Below are 19,000 nucleotides of genomic sequence, written 5' to 3'. Positions count from 1 at the left end.
GAGGTTCACTCAGGAATTTACTTCTCTCCTTCGGCGGCCAACTTAAGGTGAGATAGAAAAATACAGCTATATCCATTTTTAGGAGTTTTTTCCATGGACAAATTTTTTAAAGTATCTGCCCTTTCTGCGGCAATGATGGGTGCAGTAGTTGCTGCTCCAGCAATGGCTGAAGATCCATTAGGTCCAGAGTACGCTGGCGCAGTTTCAGAGTTTTTCTCTGAGTCGACTATCAGCGGTAACCTTAACTTTTGGATGCGTGCTCGTGACCGTGGCAATGTAGATGCAAATGGTAACGACACTAAAAAGGTAACGAACCTAGACCACGGTTCTATCTTTGCAAACCTAGGCTTCAACTCTGGCTATGTTGGCGGTGTTGCTGGTCTTGATGTTGTTATCTACAGCACATTCGACATGTGGCAAAACGGTGGTGCAGACCACGAAATGAACTTCTGGGGTGTAAACAACCCATACGATAAAGAAGCGAAAGACAGCGCATGTTCTGATGTATGGACTGACTGTACAGACAACGGCGTTTCATTTGCTACTGCGGCAGCGAAGTTCAAACTAGGTGATTCTGCTACTGCGAAACTTGGTTACTTCCAACCATCTGTACCTAGCTCTCTAGGTGTTAACTGGTCATTCGCTCCTGGTACTTACCTAGGTGGTGAAGTTGGCGGAAAAATCGGTGGTTTTGACCTAGGTTTGGTTGTTGCGACTGAATACAAAGCACCGTGGTTCAAAGAAACTTACGAATTCAGAACAACTAAGGGTGAAGACGCAGGTACACTTTACTCTGTAGGTGGTCGTTACACTCTAGACAACGGTATCTCTCTAGATGCGGCATACGGTGGTCTATCTGATGGTGACCGTTGGAACGCACACTTTAAAGTGAAAGGTACAACAGAAGGCGGTCTATACTGGTCTCCTCAACTATACATCGTTGATGATAGCGAACAGTACGACAGCACTGCATACCAGCTAGCACTTTTGACAAGCTTCTCTTCTGGTCAGTACTCATACCGTGCTGAAGCGACATACACTGGCGCAGATTCTGGTGACCCAGCAAACGTTGGTAACATGTCTTACCGTCTAACTAGCCAATACGGTGGTTCAAACGGTGCTTACGAAATCTGGTGGAACAACCGTTCTGACTTTAACCACGATGAAGAGCTAGCGGTATTTGGTTCTGTGTCTCGTGACTTCTCTGATATCGGTGGTAAAGGCTTTAGTGCTGGTCTAAGTGGTGCATACGGCTTCGGTTCATCTGCTCAAGGTTACGATGACCTTAGCGAGTATGCATACAGCGTCTTTGCAAACTACGCAATCCAAGCTGGCGCACTTAAAGATGCTCACATCAGCTTCTACTACACTAACTACTACAATGATACAAACGCTCCGAACTGGACAGGTTACACTAACTTGTTCCAAGATGAGGAAGATTTCAAGCTAGTACTAGCAATTCCGTTCTCAGTTAAATAAGCGAACTGAATACACCATATAGTGTCTAAAAAGCTGAGCATACGCTCAGCTTTTTTTGTCTCAGAGACCAAGGAGCTAACCATGAAGAAAGCACTGATCATTCCATTTGTATTATTCTCCCTTCAAGCTTGTAGCACTGCCCCTAAAACTCCAGCCGAGTATTGGTATGGGCAAGGTGAACGTTTTGGCTCAAATGGCTACCGCTACGACAACGATGTTTTAGCGAACTTAAAAAAGAGTGTTTCTTTTGACGAAGCATCCTACAAGGCGGGCTATGAAGCAGGTAAAGTAGAGTACTGTGATCCTTTCAAAGCATTTGAAAAAGGTATCCAAGGTATTCGTTATACTGACCAATGTGCAGGTCAACCTCAAGAAGTCATGATCAAAGCGGAATGGCAAAGAGGGTGGGATGCATTTATCGGTTCTGACTTCTACAAGTTCTAAGTTTTTTCATTTAATGGCCAACGAAGTTTATCCCCGTAGAATAGATAAACTTCGTTAAAACCATTGATAATGTTACTTATTTAAATGTACCACCGTACATTGTGCATAATTCACGTGGTAAGTGTTTTACTGTACCATCACTAAATGTGCAATCTACGCCAGCACCAAATGCATGCCCCGCTGAGTTTTGTGCTAAAGAAATTGGAGATGCAAAAATAAAGCACGCGATAAATAAAGCAGCAATCTTTTTCATGGTGAATCCTCTCACTCATTAAATTTCCAGCTTAGGCTGAATAATTAATTGATCTTTCAATTTAAAGTTAGAATTATTTTATTTCTTTATCGTACCATTTTGATGTTGGCATAAGACGATTGGCATATAATCGCTAGTCCCGTCTGGTAGATAGCATTGCACGTTAGGCCCTGTAGCACTGTTACCGTTTGAGCCTGTGTAGGCAAACACGCTTGATGAGAACAACACCACAGCGAACAACATCATTGTCTTTTTCATAGTACTTCCTCTTACTTACCTTAAAAAATATAAGCACCTAATTGACATGCTTATGCGTTAAGTATGTATAGAGACCTAGAAAGATCAAAATTAAATTCAACAGTGTTTTATTTTTTAAAATAAATTTAGATTTCGAAAAAGGAGTTATATTTTTCTATGTGTCTGAATTATTTAATTTGAATAATTGAGTAAGAGTAGGAAAAGAGAGTATGCTGATAATATTTATATCACTTAATTTTTGTGGTTAATTTAAATAAGTGAATGAAATAAAAGAAGTAGTTTGAATAGATATGAAATAGGGTGCTTTGCACCCTATTATTTTGACACAAGTCAGCGAGAAACCGGTTTAATCTTAAGAATAATACCGTCAACGGCGATAATTTCGACTCGAGTTCCGGCTGGTAAATCGTGCTCTGATTCAGCAGACCAAGTAGTATCTGCCACTCGTAAGCGGTTCATCCCCACAGTGAAGTCTTCATCTAATGTCACGATACTACCGACTAATTGCTTCTGCTTTTGGTTAAGATCGCGCGCGCTGTCGCTCTTACGATCTTTCGACCATTGCTTTCTCCACCACAGCCACGTTGTCATCAAGCTGAAAGCGGCAAAAGCTAACCATTGCATCTGCCAACTGATGGGCAAGAAGGACAAAATGGTTCCGACGATAAGCGCCGATATGCCAAGCCATAAGAAATAGCCAGCAGTGCCGAGTAGCTCGATCGCTAGCAAAGCAAAACCAAACGCAATCCAATGCCAGAACGTAACGCCTTCCAATAGGCTAAATAAATCCATAAGTAGACCTTAGTCTTTACTTTGTTTGAACATCTCTGCGATACCAGCAACGGAGCCCATGAGTCCAGTTGCTTCAATCGGTAACATGATAATCTTACCATTTTCTGCTTGGCCGATACTCTTCAATGCTTCAGTGTAGCCCTGAGCAATAAAGTAGTTCACTGCTTTGACGTCACCTTTAGCAATGGCTTCTGACACCATGTAAGTTGCTTTTGCTTCCGCTTGCGCAGCACGTTCGCGAGCTTCTGCATGTAAGATCGCAGATTGCTTTTCACCTTCCGCTTTTAAGATCTCTGATTGTTTTTGACCTTCAGCGCGTAAGATTTCTGCTTGGCGCACACCTTCAGCTTCTAAGATTTCTGCACGTTTATTACGTTCTGCTTTCATCTGGGCATTCATCGCAGCTGTCAGGTCCGCGGGTGGTTGAACGTCTTTAATCTCAATACGTGTCACTTTAACACCCCAAGGGTTAGTCGCTTGGTCAACAATAGAGAGAAGCTTGGTGTTGATCATGTCACGTTGGCTGAGCATTTCGTCCAGTTCCATTGAACCAAGTACGGTACGGATATTAGTCAACGTAAGGTTACGGATTGCATGCTCTAGGTCGTTTACTTCATAGGCTGCTTTGGCCGCGTCGATAACTTGAACAAAGCCGACTGCGTCGATAACGACATTCGCATTATCTTTAGAAATGACTTCTTGAGCTGGAATGTCGAGAACTCGCTCCATCATATTGATCTTCTGACCGATTCTATCGACAAACGGAATGATTAAGTTCAAACCTGGTTTAAGAGTGTGGGTGTAGCGCCCAAAGCGTTCAACTGTCCAGTTGTTGCCTTGAGGAACGGTTTTAATCGCAGACGCGAGGAGGATGATGGCTAGAGCAACGAAAATACCGATGGTGATCAATGAGTCAATTGGCATGTGCTATTCCCTTAAGTGCATATTATTGATTCATTTTTACTCATTTGGGCCTATGAAACAATCGTAGAAATGAGAGGTTTGATAAATTCCAGACAAAATAAAGGCCGGAAACTCCCAGCCTTTATTCACTTTAATTTCAGATTGTTACTCTACGTCGAGCTTTTACTTAGGATATTCAATCCAACTTGAGCCATCTAACGAGACGTAGTACTTACCATTTACTTCAATCACCGTTGAGCCAGAGTTCTGCGCGACCACTTGTGTTTCTGGTAGGTTTCCTGCTAACTCATCCGGACTAAAGGATTTCTTCTCATAAATGTTTTGCTCAAGAATATTCGATACCAATTGCGATAGCGCTAAATAGCTTGATGGCGCTTTTACGTGCTTAGTATCGCCTTGGCGTTGGATACCTTCGCCGAAGACTTTAATTCCGACAGGAGTGTGAACGATCGTTGGTGCCGGAATCTCACGCATGCCTGAAATCTGCATTCTATCTCCTCGCATACCGGCGCCATGTTCTGGCACTAAAGCAACAACGATATTTCGTTTAGAGGCTTTAAGCTCTTGGAAGAACGAATAAAGATCATCAAGAAGGTTCTTTAGACGTTTCTTGTAACTCACCATAGACGTTGTCGAATTGGCATTGATGATGCGGTTACCATCATGCAATGAAATGGTGTTATACAACGCAACTACTTTCTCATCATCGCTTTTGATTCGTTGTTGCCACCAGTCATCAAGCACCTGTTTGTCACGGAAGATAGAAGAGCCATCGAATGATTTTTGATAAGGCTTGAATCCTTCTTGAGACATCAGGTTCGTTTTGAGATCGCCATCTTTTTTGATCAGTTCTAAGAAGCTATCGAACACACCGTTGTGGTTCATCAACAGATTTTCTTTGAAGCCGAGATCTTTCAGGTTATCGAACAAGTAACATTGCTTTGGAGCAGGCTCGAACAATTTACTGTGTTCTTGTTGACCACAGCTCGCTCTCAGCAGTCTAACAACGGCAGGCCCGCTGTAGGATGTCGCCGCGCTGAAGTTATCAAACATGACATCAAACTCTTTGAACAACGGGTGATCAGCCATACCAGCAATCTCAATGTCATCCCAAGCGACGGAACAGATGCTCAAGAACAGCAAATCAAACGGAGCATCTTGTGCACTATTAGGGCTGAACGAGACACGTCGTGATGCTTCTTTCGCGAAGAAATCTGCTGTCATGCTGTTGAGCGACTCATCGTTGATTTCTGTGACTTGAGGCTGTGTCGTTTCCGCCACTTCCGTAGTTGCTGGTGGCGCAGGCTGAGTTGTCTCAACGGTGACTGAACTCTGTGGTGTTTTTGGAATGCTGACGTAAATCATCGCGATGACAACGAATACAGAAACGCGTAAAAACTTACTCAGAATGAAATACGCTGCACACAAAGCAAACAACCCAAGCAATGCTTGCACAGAGATGAAACGTCCCATGAGTTCGACAAGATAGCTAAACTCAAACTGCATCAACTGACCCGCCTGAGCCCATAATCGCTCTAACGGAGGTAAGAAAGAGTCATAATGCAGTAGCCATGCAGCGATGATCACTGCGATAACATGCCGCAGGACATTCAATGCTCTTACTGACACAGGTAACAGAATAAAGAGCAAGAGCGCAAAGTTTTCTAGCGGATGGAAATCGATGATCCCTTGGAGGAAGAGGGCAACTTTGGCAATAAAATAAATGTTCCACCAACCCAATCCAATTGTGAACTGAGCGGGCTGTTTAGAGTGTGAAGTCATCACTTAAGCTTCTTGTTTTTGTTTACAGAAAGATCTTGTTCAAAGTACTGCGCGCGTTTTAAGTACCTATCGTAGAGCCGCTTTATCGCGCTTACTGCATCACGCAGAAAATAGCCAAGGACTAATCCTATGCAAAGGCTAATGCCTACGGTGAGCATAAAGTCATCAATGTTCATTCCTGCTCCTTAATGTTGATGGCTTTTTTAACTGCGAACAAAGCAGGTACCTCGATCATAGGCTTTTTCGTTACCGCGAAAATCTGTTTCTCCGTGGTCAAGCTTGATACCTCCTCGGAGATGCTGACTTCATCCTCTAGGATGTATTTTAGTTCAGCTTCGATGTCGTAATGGGTATCGAAGGTGCGCGTTGAGTGAAACAAATCCCGAGGTGGAAACTCGAAAATATTGTTGAGTGCAACATCAATGTCGTTATGACGGATAGCACTGAACAAAACATACAGTGCTTTGTTACACGCGGTGACGACATCACCATCTCGTCGGATGTGGCACAGACGAAGGCATTCTTCAGGGCTCATTCCTGGCAGCAAATTCAACTTAATCAGAGCAAAGTTGACATTAGAACGGCTCGAACTGGCGATCACATCCGTACAGTATTGACTGAAGTCTCTGTTATGCAGGTAGCCTTTGCTGCCAAATTTAACGTCGTACTTTAGTAAGGCCTCTAAGCTTTGAGGCAATGCACGTGTCAGCATTTGTCCTTGTATAGCTTCCACCTGAGTCATAAAGCGCATCTGAGGAACTTGCACTGGTGAAATCAGATTTACACCAGCACGAAGCAAAAATTTTTCATCCGCATATCGTAAACATTGGTGTGTTTCTCTGATCACGAGCTTGAGTTGTCTGCCCGCTTTTGTGCGCAGTCGGTAGCAATCCAATGCCAACTGTTGCACTTCGCTCTGGCTTGAACAGTTGAATACAATGGTTGAGGCTCTAGGGCTGTCTAACATCTCCAATAGCTGTTGGTTATTTTCTGCTAGGTGCATTCCTCTTGGCACTTTTGTGCTGTCACCCAAGGCTTCTTTCGTAATGTAAAGTCGTTCGCTATCGGCTTTGTCTTCTGTAATTTCGTTCGTTTGCAACTTTTCATATGGTGTCGCGAGCAAGTGACCGTTCTTATCAAAAGATAGGATGTATTCCTCTTCTGATTTCACCCCATGTTTGCTGGACCAAAAGTCGACAAAGTAACTGTATCGTGTTTCATCTAGTGCGCTCATCGTCGCCAAACCAGCAAGGTATTGATTATTCGTCAACAACTTAGGCTTAAGTATCGATGTCGCCAAATGACCATAGATACATATATTGATAATGAGCGATTTTTTATGGGCGAATTCATTTATTGTTCTTAGAAATATGCCTACATCTTTGTCGCTGCAGTGAGATAAAATCGAGTCGGGAATAAACAAAATATAGTTAGAGTTCTTACTAATATTTATTTTGTGAATGTCTTTAGCAAGATTAATTGGGTCTAACTTCTTTTTTTGACTTTTATTACTTATGAAGTAGATCTTATCAAGATAACTATCAGATAAGTCATTGAATTTTTGTGATGCTTCGCGGTTTAGACCGGAAAGGAAAGTTTCTTTATTGGTGAAACTTGTAAGTGAAGTGTTGTAATTTTGGCTTGATGCACTAATTAAGAAATCAATTGTCATGTGTTTGTGAGAAAATAAATTGACGTATACAGATCGATTTTCTCGTTCACTGGTAATTGCGGATAGACCGTTTATTAATGACATCAAAATAGCCTTTTAATCAGTTGGTTATGTTCATCTTTCTTTGTCTTTAAGCTGTCGCTGTATGTAAAACGTTACAGAAAAAAGTGCCAATGTGACAATAAAATGACGCAAAGATATTAAACGAAATTGATCAAAAATAAAATTAGATATAGCATTATCTGCCTTGATGTTTATAAGTTTAAAATTATGCATTTGCAAACTAATATGTTTATAGTTTGACTATAATTTTGGCTTATATGTCGTAAACGGATAATTACAACTCATCTTCATAATCTCAGTTTCTGAAGCCAAACATCATTTAGGAATTTAATAATCATGTGATCAATGACTTAGGTTGTTCACATTTTTTCTCATTCTATAAATATGTGATGCACGGGTTAGGTGCGTCAAATTTTCAGCATCGTATTTGATAAAAATTTAAGCAAGATAGGAGTGTCTTAGCGCTTTATCAGATGCGTGGATAACGTGGAAAGATGTCGTGACAGAGCCAGCAAAAGACATTAATTCGATCTACTCTTCATATGACTTAACTCAGCATCAATATGTTGAGACGACAGAAAACGAGTCGTATCTCAATGTGAAAAGTAAATGGTTGGTTTTTCAATCTCAACCGACCAAAGACAGTGGAACTGGGATCAAAAACAAACAAGCAGGTCTTGAAACGGAAGCGATATGAAGCGCCTTCTTTTTGTTAGCCTGAGGGGCGGGTGTGGAGCAACCACGGTAACCGCAAACTTGGCTCAAGCTTTAGTCAAAATTAACAAGCAGGTTCTTGCGATCGACGCAGTGCCTGAGAATCTGTTACGCCTTCACCTTGGTCTTCCTTATGAAGAGCGAGACGGGTGGGCTGCACGTGTGTTGTCTGGCGATGCTTGGGTAGAGGCCGGGTATCAAAGCCCGCAAGGCGCTCTGTTGTTGCCATTTGGCGAATTGGATGCCGATCAAAAGGGGCAGTTCGCTCAATCTTATCAATTCCTTCAAGCGCTTGGTCGTTCAACCTTGCAAGTCACAGATGCAGAGCAATGGCAGTTGTTCCACGGTGATATGTCTTACCTCATGACTCCAGAAATGAACGCGTTTGTTGAGTCGATGGACATGGTGTTTGTGGTTATTAACGCTGATGCAATGAACTACGCAGCGTTACAAACGGCGCTTAGACACTCCTCTCAAATCAGCAACCTAATCGAGTCTGGTAAGCTGCGTTACATTCTTAATCAATATCAGCCTGAGACTGAGATTGGTCGAGATTTCATGCTGGTGTTTAAGAAGGAACTGCAAGCGTCGTTAGTGCCTGTTCTCATGCATCGTGATACGGCATTGGCTGAATGCGCCGCCAACTTGACGACCGTACAGCATTACTCTCCGACGAGCCAAGCAGCGAAAGATTACCAGTCTTTGGCATTTTGGTGCGTTTCTACGCTTGCTGCTGCAACTTCTCAGGGCTAATGCATGCGTAGTCTCAACCTTATCTTCCAAAGCTGGATAGTCGATCAATTTCAGTCGCACAAGCAGGCGTATGAGCAAGCTTGGGAGTGCAAAACCAATTGGTTGGGCAACATTGTGCTTTCTGTTTGGTTTTCATTGAGCTTTGTTTTCCTAAAACCTGTGATTTCTGGTGTTCCCTCTTGGAAGCTGCCTCTGGTCTATTTCCCACAAGTTAACTATGCCGCTCCTCGCTTGTTTGACCCGATTCGATTTGTTGTCCAGAGCGTTTGGTTACTGTGTTTTAAGCAAAGTGTGGCGTCTGCTTGGTCTCATCAAGCCAGTGGTGTCGTGATGCATCTTGCTGAGAAAATCCGCAATGCTTTTTACTTGCCGTTTGAACTGGTGGCGAAAAGTGTTCGTTGGTTAGAGCAAACGGCCAACCAAGTTAAAGATCCTGAAGTTCGTGAACGCATGAAAGCCAGCAAGTCTGCGATGGTATTGAACTATGCATTGCTGTTCCTCGTGGTGTTGCTCGCGTTGCTCTGTTTTACCGTGCCATTCGGTTATCAGGCACAGACTGTATTTGTGCTTTTATTGTGGGCACTTGCCATGATGGTGCGTCGCATGCCGGGGCGCTTTCCGACCATGTTGCTCATCATTCTTTCGGTGACAGCATCATGTCGTTATCTCTGGTGGCGTTACTCATCAACCTTAAACTGGGATGATCCTATTGCACTGATCTTAGGGGGTATTTTGCTTTTGGCAGAAACCTACTCTTGGATCGTGTTGATGCTGGGTTACTTCCAGAATATTTGGCCGCTTAACCGTAAGCCGGTTTCGATGCCACAAGATCAATCGACTTGGCCAACCATCGACTTGATGATTCCGACTTACAACGAAGATCTCGATGTGGTTAAAGCGACGGTGTACGCCTCAATGGGTGTGGACTGGCCAAAAGATAAATTGAAAATTCACATTCTCGATGATGGTAAACGAGACAGCTTCCGTGACTTCGCAAAGAGTGTAGGGGTTAACTACATTCGCAGGCCAACTAACGAGCACGCCAAAGCCGGTAACATCAACTATGCGTTAAAGCAGACGGGTGGTGAGTTTGTGGCGATCTTCGACTGTGACCACATTCCAACTCGAGCATTCTTCCAGCTCACCATGGGCATGTTCCTCAAAGATCCGAAGCTGGCGCTGATTCAAACTCCGCACCACTTCTTCTCCCCGGATCCGTTTGAACGTAACTTATCTAACTTCCGCAATGTGCCTAACGAAGGCAACTTGTTTTATGGGTTAATTCAAGATGGTAACGATTTATGGGACGCGACTTTCTTCTGTGGATCGTGCGCCATTTTGCGCCGTGAACCGCTTGAAGAAGTGGGTGGTATTGCAGTTGAAACCGTAACGGAAGACGCACATACGTCACTGCGCATGCACCGATTGGGCTATCGCTCTGCTTACCTTAAGCAGCCGATATCAGCGGGTTTAGCGACAGAAACCTTATCGGCACATGTAGGGCAACGTATTCGCTGGGCGAGGGGCATGGCGCAGATCTTCAGGGTCGACAACCCGCTCACCGGTAAAGGGCTGAAGTTGTCGCAGCGGCTTTGTTACGTCAATGCCATGTTGCATTTCTTATCCGGTATACCGCGTATTGTGTTTTTGATTGCACCTTTGGCGTTTTTGTTGCTGCACTCTTACGTCATTTACGCACCAGCATTGGCGATCATCCTGTACGTTTTGCCGCACATGATCCACGCCAGTATGACCAACTCACGCATGCAGGGTGACTATCGTTACTCCTTCTGGGGGGAAGTGTATGAAACCGTGCTGGCTTGGTACATCGCAAGACCAACCACCGTCGCTTTGTTTGCGCCTCATAAAGGGACATTCAATGTAACGGCGAAAGGGGGCTTAGTTGAAAAATCGCATTACGACTGGGTGATCTCTCGACCGTATTTGGTGCTTGTAGCACTGAATATTCTTGGTTTTGCCGTGGGCCTGTATCGAATGGGGTGGGGGCCCCAGGATGAGGTCGGCACTGTCATCGTGAACTTAGTATGGACGATGTACAACTTGCTGATCTTAGGTGCAGCGGTCGCGGTTGCGGTAGAAGCGAAACAGGTACGAAAAGATCACCGCGTAGAGGTGGCAATTCCTGTTGCGGTGAGATTGCACTCTGGGCATTTGATTCAAGCTCAGATGAAAGACTTTTCATTGGGTGGCGTCCGCATAGAAATCGATGGCGTTGACGAACAAACTTGCCAGTACTTACTCGGTCAGTCACTCGAAGTGATTCTGAATCGTGGTGGACAAGAATTCGTGTTCCCGATGACGGTTGCCTATGCTCATAAAGGCATGTTCGGTATGCAACTCAATGAATTGTCGCATCAACAACAAATCCAATACGTCCAATGTACATTTGCACGAGCAGATACATGGGCGAAATGGCAACAAGGCTATCAAGCAGATAAGCCACTATCGAGTATGCAAGCCGTTCTACAAGTCGGCTTTAATGGATACAAGCGCTTGCTACAACACTGCCCGAAATTTGTCGTGGTCAGTGTGGATGCACTTTTATTTTGTATCGAATTTATTTGGTCACTTCGACCTCGCTATGTCCCAATCAGGACCACAAGTCATGCTAAATAATAAAAAACTAACAGCGTTGACGACGGCAATCACTCTGATGTGTATGTCGGGCAGTCTCGCGGCACAAGAAGTAAAACAGCAATTGTCGGAACCTCAAGCTCAGCAACAAGACGCGGAAAATGCCACCGTCTTTAAGCGAGTCGTTCCATTTACTCAATTGGGCTACAGCGGCTCAATTGCGATTCAAGGCAGTGAAGCGAACGCTTATGTCGGCTTTGGCTCTCGCCTTGATGAGGTGGTTTCAAAAGCCACGTTGTACTTTGATATTACGCCTTCGCCAGCGTTACTTGCTTTGGTTTCACACGTCAAAGTGTACTTGAACAACGAGTTGATGGGCGTGGCGTCTATCGTTGATGGCCAGCAGGGTAAAAAGCTCAGTCTTTCTATGCCGCTGGATACGCGTTACTTCAGTAACTACAACCAAATTCGTTTTGAGCTGATTGGCAATACTCAAAAAGACTGTGCCAACCCGAATGATTCCAGTATTTGGGCCGAGATCAGCCAAAGTAGCCGCATCGAAATGTTTGTGCAAAAAACGCAGCTAGAAAGCGATTTGAGCTTACTGCCAGCGCCTTTCTTTGATGTTCGTGACTTTAGCCAACTTAATTTGCCTGTTGTGATGGGCGATAAATATGACTTAGACGAAGTGAAAGCCGCGGGTGTTTTGAGTTCCTACTTCGGTTCTTTAGCGGCTTGGCGTGGTGCGCAGTTCCCTCTGAGTTTCGACACTTTGCCAGAGCGCAACGCCGTGGTGTTTATCACCAACGACAACAAACCTGAATTCCTAAAAGACTTCCCAGATACGGATGGCCCGCGTGTCCAGGTGATTACCCACCCAACCGACCCATACGTGAAGCTATTGCTGGTGATTGGTCGTGATAGTGCTGACCTAAACACCGCAGTACGTGGCTTGGCATTGGGTAACCAGATTCTTACCGGCCCAATAGCCAAGATCAACGAGGTGAAGCAAATCAAACCTCGCGTACCTTACGATGCGCCAAACTGGGTGAGCACAGATCGCCCGGTTGCGTTGTCTGAATTGGTTGAGCAAAAGAGCATGCTGCAAGTAGAAGGTCGCACACCACCGCCTATCAGCGTGAGCCTACGTTTGCCACCAGATCTGTTTACTTGGCAGAGCCGTGGTATTCCAATGGATCTGAACTACCGTTACTCACCGCCGACGGAAGACCATTCTGGCTCCCGTCTGACATTGAGCATTAACGACCAGTTCATCGAAGCCTTTAACCTGACCACTGCTGGCCAAGGTGGCGACTCTAACCGCGTCCGTGTGCCATTGCTGGATGACAGCATTCTGAGCAGCGACGACCGTGTACGTATTCCTGCATTCAAAGTGGGCAGCAAAAACCAGATCGATTTTGAATTTGGCTTTGCCTCTGTCACTGATGGCTTGTGTCAGGTGACTCAACCAAGCAAGCAATATGCAGTGGTTGATGGCGACTCGACGATCGACTTTAGCGGCTTCCCGCATTACATCGAAATGCCAAACATGCGTGCGTTTGCAACGTCTGGTTTCCCGTACACACGCATGGCGGATCTGTCTGAAACCGCTGTTGTGGTGCCCAAAAATGCACCAAGAGAAGCCCTGCAAACCTTCTTGAATGTGATGGGCTCTTTGGGGGGCGATTCTGGCTACCCAGGCATCCAAGTATTGTTGACCGATAATTGGGATGCACAAGCGCTAAAAGACAAAGATATTTTGAGCATTGGTGTGGTGCGTTCATTAGAAGAAGCGGCGAATGACCCAGACCAAGTGAATCTGGTGGTTGAAGCAGGCGAGCGCCAAATTCGTCTACCGAGCAAGAATGAACAGCAGCTTGGTATGAACTGGATGAACCCAAGCGATGCTAACCAAGTGCCAGCTGATTATGTTTCAGTGGAAGCAGGCGGCTCCTTTGCTGCGATTTATGGTATGGAATCACCTTACACAAATAATCGCAGTTTAGTGTCTATCATGGCTGCTCATCCTGCTGATTTTGCTACGGTTGATGAAGCTCTCGCAGATTCGGGCAAAGTGGAGCATATGTTTGGCTCTGTAGTGACGCTAAGAAACGATGAAGTCGCGAGCTATAACGTTGGTTCTCACTACTTTGTGGGTGAGCTGCCAGTGTGGCAATTAGTTTGGTTCCACTTCTCAAATCATCCAATCATCGTGGCATGCTTTGCTGCGCTATTGATGGTGATCGTGACTATTGTGCTTTGGCGTGTTCTGCGTCAGGTTGCTGCAAAACGTCTAGAGAAAACTGAGGAGGAAGAGGAATGAAAAAGCTGATTGCACTTATCATGCTACTGGCTTCTCCTCAGCTGTGGGCAAACACCTGTGACTGGCCACAATGGGACACATTTAAGTCGGTTTACATCGAACAAGGTCGAGTCGTGGATGGCAGCGATGAACGCATAATCACCACATCGGAAGGCCAGTCCTATGCGCTGTTTTTTGCTTTGGTTGCCAATGATCAAAAAGCGTTTGCCGAAGTATTAAACTGGACTCAAGTGCATTTAGCTGGTGGAGACCTTACGGCAAGATTGCCAGCTTGGTTATGGGGCAGAAAAGCGAACGGCAGTTTTGGTGTGTTAGATACCAATGCAGCATCGGATTCCGATCTTTGGATTGCTTACGCTTTAGTGGAAGCGGGTCGACTGTGGGATAACTATTACTACCAATCGCTTGGTCATCTGCTTGCTAGTCGTATTCTACGAGAAGAGACTGTAACTATTGACGGTGTGGGCACCGTGTTACTGCCTGCTCCAACAGGGTTTGAGTTTGGTGATCGCTACCGTGTGAACCCGAGCTATGTGCCGTTACAGCTGATTGCCCGAATGGAAGCCCTGTATCCGCAGTATTCATGGGATGGCATGTATAAAGTAAGCACGCAAATGCTAACGCAAACCATGCCAAAAGGTTTCAGCCCTGATTGGGCAACGCTCAGCCAAGGCCAGTACAGTGCCGATTCGGTGACTGGGCCAATTGGCAGCTACAACGCTATTCGTACTTACTTATGGGCGGGTATGCTTGATGACCAAGTCACAGAAAAAGCTCAGCTGATTCAGCAAATGCAGCCTTTTGTTGCAGCGACTAAATCGCTGGGCGCACCACCACGAGAAGTGAATACAGAAACGGGTGAATACACTCAAGTTGGCAGTGCAGGATTTTCTGCCGCTGCATTGCCTTTGTTGGCGGCGTCTGGTGAGTCTGAGCTGCTCAAAGCACAAGCAAGCCGAGCGCAGCAAGAGCTTATCTCGGACAGAAACGATCACTACTACGACAATGTTTTGAGCTTGTTTGGCCTAGGCTGGCATCAGGCACGCTACCGCTTTGGCAAACAAGGTGAACTGTTGCCTGCATGGAGCGAGCAATGCCAATAGCAAGACGTGCTTCGTGGTTGATCTCGCTGGCTATGATGGCGAGCGGGATTGCTCCTGTTTATGCACAAAGTTTTAGCTCAAAGCCGCTTAGCAAAGCGCAGTTAGCCGCGGTATACCAACCTGTTGAAACGGTTCAGTTCTCGACGTCTCTTGCTCGGGTAAACTCGGTGGAGTGGCTGGTTGAACAGCTGAAACTGGCGGATGCAATAGGACGCGACGACATTGTTGAAAGTACGTTAGAGCGTTTGTTTGCGATTGAGGAAGGCAACCCGATTGGCTTGTATTACCAAGCCAATATGTACTTAAAGCGTAAGCAACCTGAGCTGGCGAAGCAGACGTTTCAGCGTTTAACCAAACAATCGCCAAATTCTCCACAAGCCAAAGACTTGGCTGCCATCATGTCTCTTCAAGGAGATAAGAAAGGCGATTACCAACGAGCTAAGCTGCTTGCTAAATCTGGCCGTTACGAAGAAGCCATCCAAGCATATAAAGTCATTTTTCCAAACGGCATGCCTTCTGCTGCATTGCAGTTAGAGTTTCTTCAGCTGCAAAGCAATCTTGATGGAAGTTGGCAGGCGGTAAAACAAGGTTTAGAGCGCTTAAATGCAGATTACCCGGGTGTGCCTCAGTTTCAACTCGCATTGGCGAATCATATCCGCAAAGAGAATCCAGCTGACCCATGGATTTTGGATACCTACAAAAAGCTCGCTTTAGCGCCAGTGATTGGCAGCAGCGCAGCGACATCTTGGCTGCGTGCCCTCGATCAACTGCCGATTTCAGAACAAGTAGTTCAACAATACGCGATTCTAGCGAGTTACTATCCATCAGATCTTGAGATTCAACGCGCCAACCAAGGCGCGAAGAAGCGCTGGGAAACCGAGCAAGACCTGCGTAAGGACCCAACCTATCTTGCTAAATTGAAAGGCCTCAAACTGCTGGATGAAGACAAAACCTTGCAAGCCGAGAAGCAGTTGCGATATGCGATGACGACGCGTCCGAACGACCCAGAAATATTGGGTGGTATGGGCAAGGTCTATCTGCGTAAAGGTCAGCAACAAAAGGCGCTTGAGTACTTTGAACGTGCACAGCAGCTAGATAAAGACCCAGATAGTGCTTCTAAATGGGCCACTTTGATTGAAACCTCGCAATATTGGGCTTTTTTGGATCAAGGTGATGCACTGGCTGAGAAAGGGCAGTTTAAACAAGCTGAAAGCCTTTACCGTAAAGCCATTCAGTCTGATAAAACACAGCCTTATGCTTTTACCTCTTTAGGGGCGCTTTACTTAGCACAAAAGAACTATGCCGCAGCAGATACAGCCTATATCCAAGCACTGAAGCTTGAAGCGCTGAACGGATCTGCCTTACGTGGACGACTCGATGTTCGTATTGAGCAGCAGGATTGGGCGGGTGCGGCTTCACTTGCACAGCGTTTTTCTCCAGCACAAAAACAGGTGGTGTCTGAGAAAATCAATGGCATTCAATCTGAGATCATTCTGGCGAGATTGCGCATTGCGATAGCGAAAGATGACCAAGCAGGTATGCAATCTGCAGTGGAAGAATTGATTGAGCTAAAACCAACATCGCCGTGGTTGAGACTGGATATTGCTGATGTTGTTCGCTCTATGGGGGATAAACGTCGTGCCGACAAACTGATGTCTGAATGGGCGACGAACAGCACTGATCCGGAAATGAAGTTCGCTTATGCCTTGTATCTTGCTCAAGATTTTAAAGTAGATGCGGCGATTTCTGAGTTAGAGAGTGTGCCGAAGCGCGAAGTTACCCCTGCCATGGAGCGTAACCTCACACGCTTAAAGCTCAATGCTGATTTACAAGATTTACCCGCGCGTTATCAGGCCTCACCGAAGGCTGTCACTACCATGTTGACGTCGCTTGAGTCTCAATATGCTGGGCAAGTTCAACCTCTAGCAAGGCTTGTGAGTGCTTGGGTAGAGATTGAAAAGGTCGATGAAGCGCAGCGTATTTATCAAAGTATTCGCCCCTTAAGCAAATGGACTACCGACGAAAAACTCGCTTACGGCAGTATGATGGTGAGCTTGAATCAATTTGACGATTTCGACCAATGGTACGAAGGCTTGGCGTTGAGTAAAGACCAGCAAGCAGTCAGTGCATCTGAAGCGCTGCAATTTGATGAACTCAAAACACGTCGTACTTTAGCGCAAGCGGATTTGTTACTCGCGAATCAACAACCAGAGCAAGCAATGGCTTTGTATGAACTTATCTCATCAAAACCTGAACCATTCAAGACGCAAGCTCAGGTGGGGTTGTTGCAAGCCAGCGCACAGAGTGGAGATGAGGCAACCTATCACGACTTGCATCTGATCTTGAATAAGAAGCGTGACACGCTGAATGCTGCTCAGTTGATGACGGTTGCTTCGGTATTCAATCAACTTGGTTACCGCAATGATGCGAACACCCTGAACCGCTTGCTCGATGATACACAGGACGCTGACGCTCTGGCGTATCGAAACAGCATGTCTATTGCGATGGACAATCAGCAATGGACGTTAGCGGAAGAGCGCGGACGTCAGGCACTGAACAGTGATCGAATTGAAAAAAGTGAAAAACCAGATGAAGCAAGTCTAGAGACGCTTACTTTGCGTGAGTTGTATGACACAGCAGATGACTACTGGCTAACGCGCAATGTTAAGTCGGACATCGATACGCTCCATGACCGCAGTGATGGTCATGTACTTATTGGTTGGGATTACAGTGCCCGTGATGGACGTAACTCATCTAACCAAGTGCCAATCGAAGCACGTATTCCGATTGAATCACTCGACGGGCATCTGCTGCTGAGAGCGGATTACGTGTCTATCGATTCCGGCGAGCTAGATTACTACGAGAAGGAACCTGAAAAATTCCCAACCACAACAACGGTTCAAAATGATGCATCGGGTATGGCACTGGGTGTGGGTTGGCAAGCCAAAGATTGGCAAGTGGATATCGGCACTACACCGATTGGTTTTGACCATACTACTTGGGTAGGCGGGGTCAGTGTGGATGGTGATCTCGGGGATTTCGGATGGACAGCAGAAGCATCTCGCCGACCTGAAACCAGCAGCACACTTTCTTACGCTGGAATGACAGTGCCGAGTGGAACCAGTGATCCTCAAGGCAAAAAATGGGGTGGTGTAGTTCGAACAGGCGTTAAGCTCAATTCGAGCTGGGATATAGGTGGCCCTTACGGTTTTTGGAGCAGCCTGCAATACCATGCACTGACGGGTGAAAACGTTGAAGATAACACTCGCCTCGGTGTGCTTGGTGGGGCTTACTACAAACTGATCGCAACGGATGAGCAGCGCCTGAGCATTGGCACTAACTTGATGTACCTCGACTATGACAAGAACTTGGGTGAATACACACTTGGTCATGGTGGCTACTACAGCCCGCAAAGCTATTTCTCTGTGTCATTGCCAGTCAACTATTACGGTCGATACGACAGCACATGGTCGTATCAATTGAGTGCATCCATTTCTAATTCATGGACAGAAGAAGATGCGCCTTATCTATCTTCTGGTGATAGTTCTGAGCGAGGTGGCGGTTTTGGTGCTTCGCTGCAAGCCGCCGTTGAGAAACGAGTGAGTAAACGTTGGTATATCGGTGCGCTGGTGGATCTACAGCGTTCAGAGTTTTATACGCCAAACCATTTCATGCTGTACGGAAAATACACCTTCAATGACCGCTGGCAGCCGATTGAATACCCACCTGCGGTACCTAGGCTGTACAGTGATTTTTAGTACCAGCCTCTCTCGCGACGAGTATTTTAGGAATGGTAGAAACAACAAAGGCCGGAGTTTTCCGGCCTTTTCTATTTGAGCTGTCCT

The 19,000-nt window shown here is 45.7% G+C and carries 15 protein-coding genes; 8 read left to right on the top strand and 7 right to left on the bottom strand.

Annotated elements, in window-relative coordinates:
- Positions 1-93: 93 nt before the first annotated feature.
- Both A9237_RS04325 and A9237_RS04320 read left to right on the top strand, forming a co-directional pair.
- The gene (locus tag A9237_RS04325) at positions 94-1,479 is read left to right on the top strand and encodes a hypothetical protein (protein ID WP_005436905.1); all 1,386 of its coding nucleotides are present in this window, start codon (positions 94-96) and stop codon (positions 1,477-1,479) included.
- A gap of 81 nt (positions 1,480-1,560) precedes the next feature.
- Positions 1,561-1,923, top strand: coding sequence for a DUF2799 domain-containing protein (locus A9237_RS04320; RefSeq protein WP_078607752.1), 363 nt, complete (start codon positions 1,561-1,563; stop codon positions 1,921-1,923).
- A gap of 76 nt (positions 1,924-1,999) precedes the next feature.
- On the opposite strand, the gene A9237_RS27335 is transcribed toward A9237_RS04320, so the two are convergent.
- The 7 genes from A9237_RS27335 to bcsE all read right to left on the bottom strand — a co-directional run bounded on the left by A9237_RS27335 (position 2,000) and on the right by bcsE (position 7,688).
- Entirely contained in the window at positions 2,000-2,176 is a 177-nt protein-coding gene (locus A9237_RS27335) for a hypothetical protein (RefSeq protein WP_020197694.1), read from the bottom strand.
- 78 nt (positions 2,177-2,254) lie between these two features.
- Positions 2,255-2,434, bottom strand: a complete 180-nt coding sequence (locus tag A9237_RS04315; RefSeq protein ID WP_078607751.1) for a hypothetical protein — start codon at positions 2,432-2,434, stop codon at positions 2,255-2,257.
- Between the two features lie 330 nt (positions 2,435-2,764).
- Positions 2,765-3,226 (bottom strand): NfeD family protein, encoded by a 462-nt coding sequence (locus tag A9237_RS04310; protein WP_005436909.1) that lies wholly within the window; start codon positions 3,224-3,226, stop codon positions 2,765-2,767.
- 9 nt (positions 3,227-3,235) lie between these two features.
- A complete protein-coding gene (locus A9237_RS04305; protein ID WP_005436910.1) occupies positions 3,236-4,150 on the bottom strand; it encodes an SPFH domain-containing protein in 915 nt (304 codons plus the stop codon).
- Positions 4,151-4,312: 162 nt separating this feature from the next.
- On the bottom strand, positions 4,313-5,932 hold the full coding sequence (gene bcsG, locus A9237_RS04300) for a cellulose biosynthesis protein BcsG (protein WP_078607750.1): 1,620 nt from the start codon (positions 5,930-5,932) through the stop codon (positions 4,313-4,315).
- Entirely contained in the window at positions 5,932-6,108 is a 177-nt protein-coding gene (locus A9237_RS27330; protein ID WP_167371678.1) for a hypothetical protein, read from the bottom strand. The genes bcsG and A9237_RS27330 overlap by 1 nt, the downstream gene beginning before the upstream one ends.
- Positions 6,105-7,688 (bottom strand): cellulose biosynthesis protein BcsE, encoded by a 1,584-nt coding sequence (bcsE, locus tag A9237_RS04295; RefSeq protein WP_078607749.1) that lies wholly within the window; start codon positions 7,686-7,688, stop codon positions 6,105-6,107. The genes A9237_RS27330 and bcsE overlap by 4 nt, the downstream gene beginning before the upstream one ends.
- Positions 7,689-8,166: 478 nt before the next feature.
- On the opposite strand from bcsE, the gene A9237_RS04290 reads away from it, so the two are divergent.
- The 6 genes from A9237_RS04290 to A9237_RS04265 are packed head-to-tail and all read left to right on the top strand — an operon-like array spanning position 8,167 to position 18,913.
- Complete coding sequence (locus tag A9237_RS04290) at positions 8,167-8,364, top strand: hypothetical protein (RefSeq protein ID WP_039985971.1); 198 nt, start codon at positions 8,167-8,169, stop codon at positions 8,362-8,364.
- On the top strand, positions 8,361-9,134 hold the full coding sequence (gene bcsQ / locus A9237_RS04285) for a cellulose biosynthesis protein BcsQ (RefSeq protein WP_052470666.1): 774 nt from the start codon (positions 8,361-8,363) through the stop codon (positions 9,132-9,134). The genes A9237_RS04290 and bcsQ overlap by 4 nt, the downstream gene beginning before the upstream one ends.
- Positions 9,135-9,137: 3 nt before the next feature.
- Positions 9,138-11,771, top strand: a complete 2,634-nt coding sequence (gene bcsA / locus A9237_RS04280) for a UDP-forming cellulose synthase catalytic subunit (protein ID WP_041054747.1) — start codon at positions 9,138-9,140, stop codon at positions 11,769-11,771.
- A complete protein-coding gene (gene bcsB / locus A9237_RS04275; protein WP_045479187.1) occupies positions 11,761-14,052 on the top strand; it encodes a cellulose biosynthesis cyclic di-GMP-binding regulatory protein BcsB in 2,292 nt (763 codons plus the stop codon). The genes bcsA and bcsB overlap by 11 nt, the downstream gene beginning before the upstream one ends.
- Entirely contained in the window at positions 14,049-15,155 is a 1,107-nt protein-coding gene (gene bcsZ / locus A9237_RS04270) for a cellulose synthase complex periplasmic endoglucanase BcsZ (protein WP_078607748.1), read from the top strand. Before bcsB ends, bcsZ begins: the two co-directional genes overlap by 4 nt.
- The gene (locus A9237_RS04265; protein WP_078607747.1) at positions 15,146-18,913 is read left to right on the top strand and encodes a cellulose synthase subunit BcsC-related outer membrane protein; all 3,768 of its coding nucleotides are present in this window, start codon (positions 15,146-15,148) and stop codon (positions 18,911-18,913) included. The genes bcsZ and A9237_RS04265 overlap by 10 nt, the downstream gene beginning before the upstream one ends.
- The last annotated feature ends 87 nt before the right edge of the window (positions 18,914-19,000 follow it).

This window comes from Vibrio owensii (assembly GCF_002021755.1).
Classification (GTDB): Bacteria; Pseudomonadota; Gammaproteobacteria; order Enterobacterales; family Vibrionaceae; genus Vibrio; species Vibrio owensii.
Note: the sequence above shows the minus strand (reverse complement) of the source record. Positions and strands in the feature narration are given on the sequence as shown.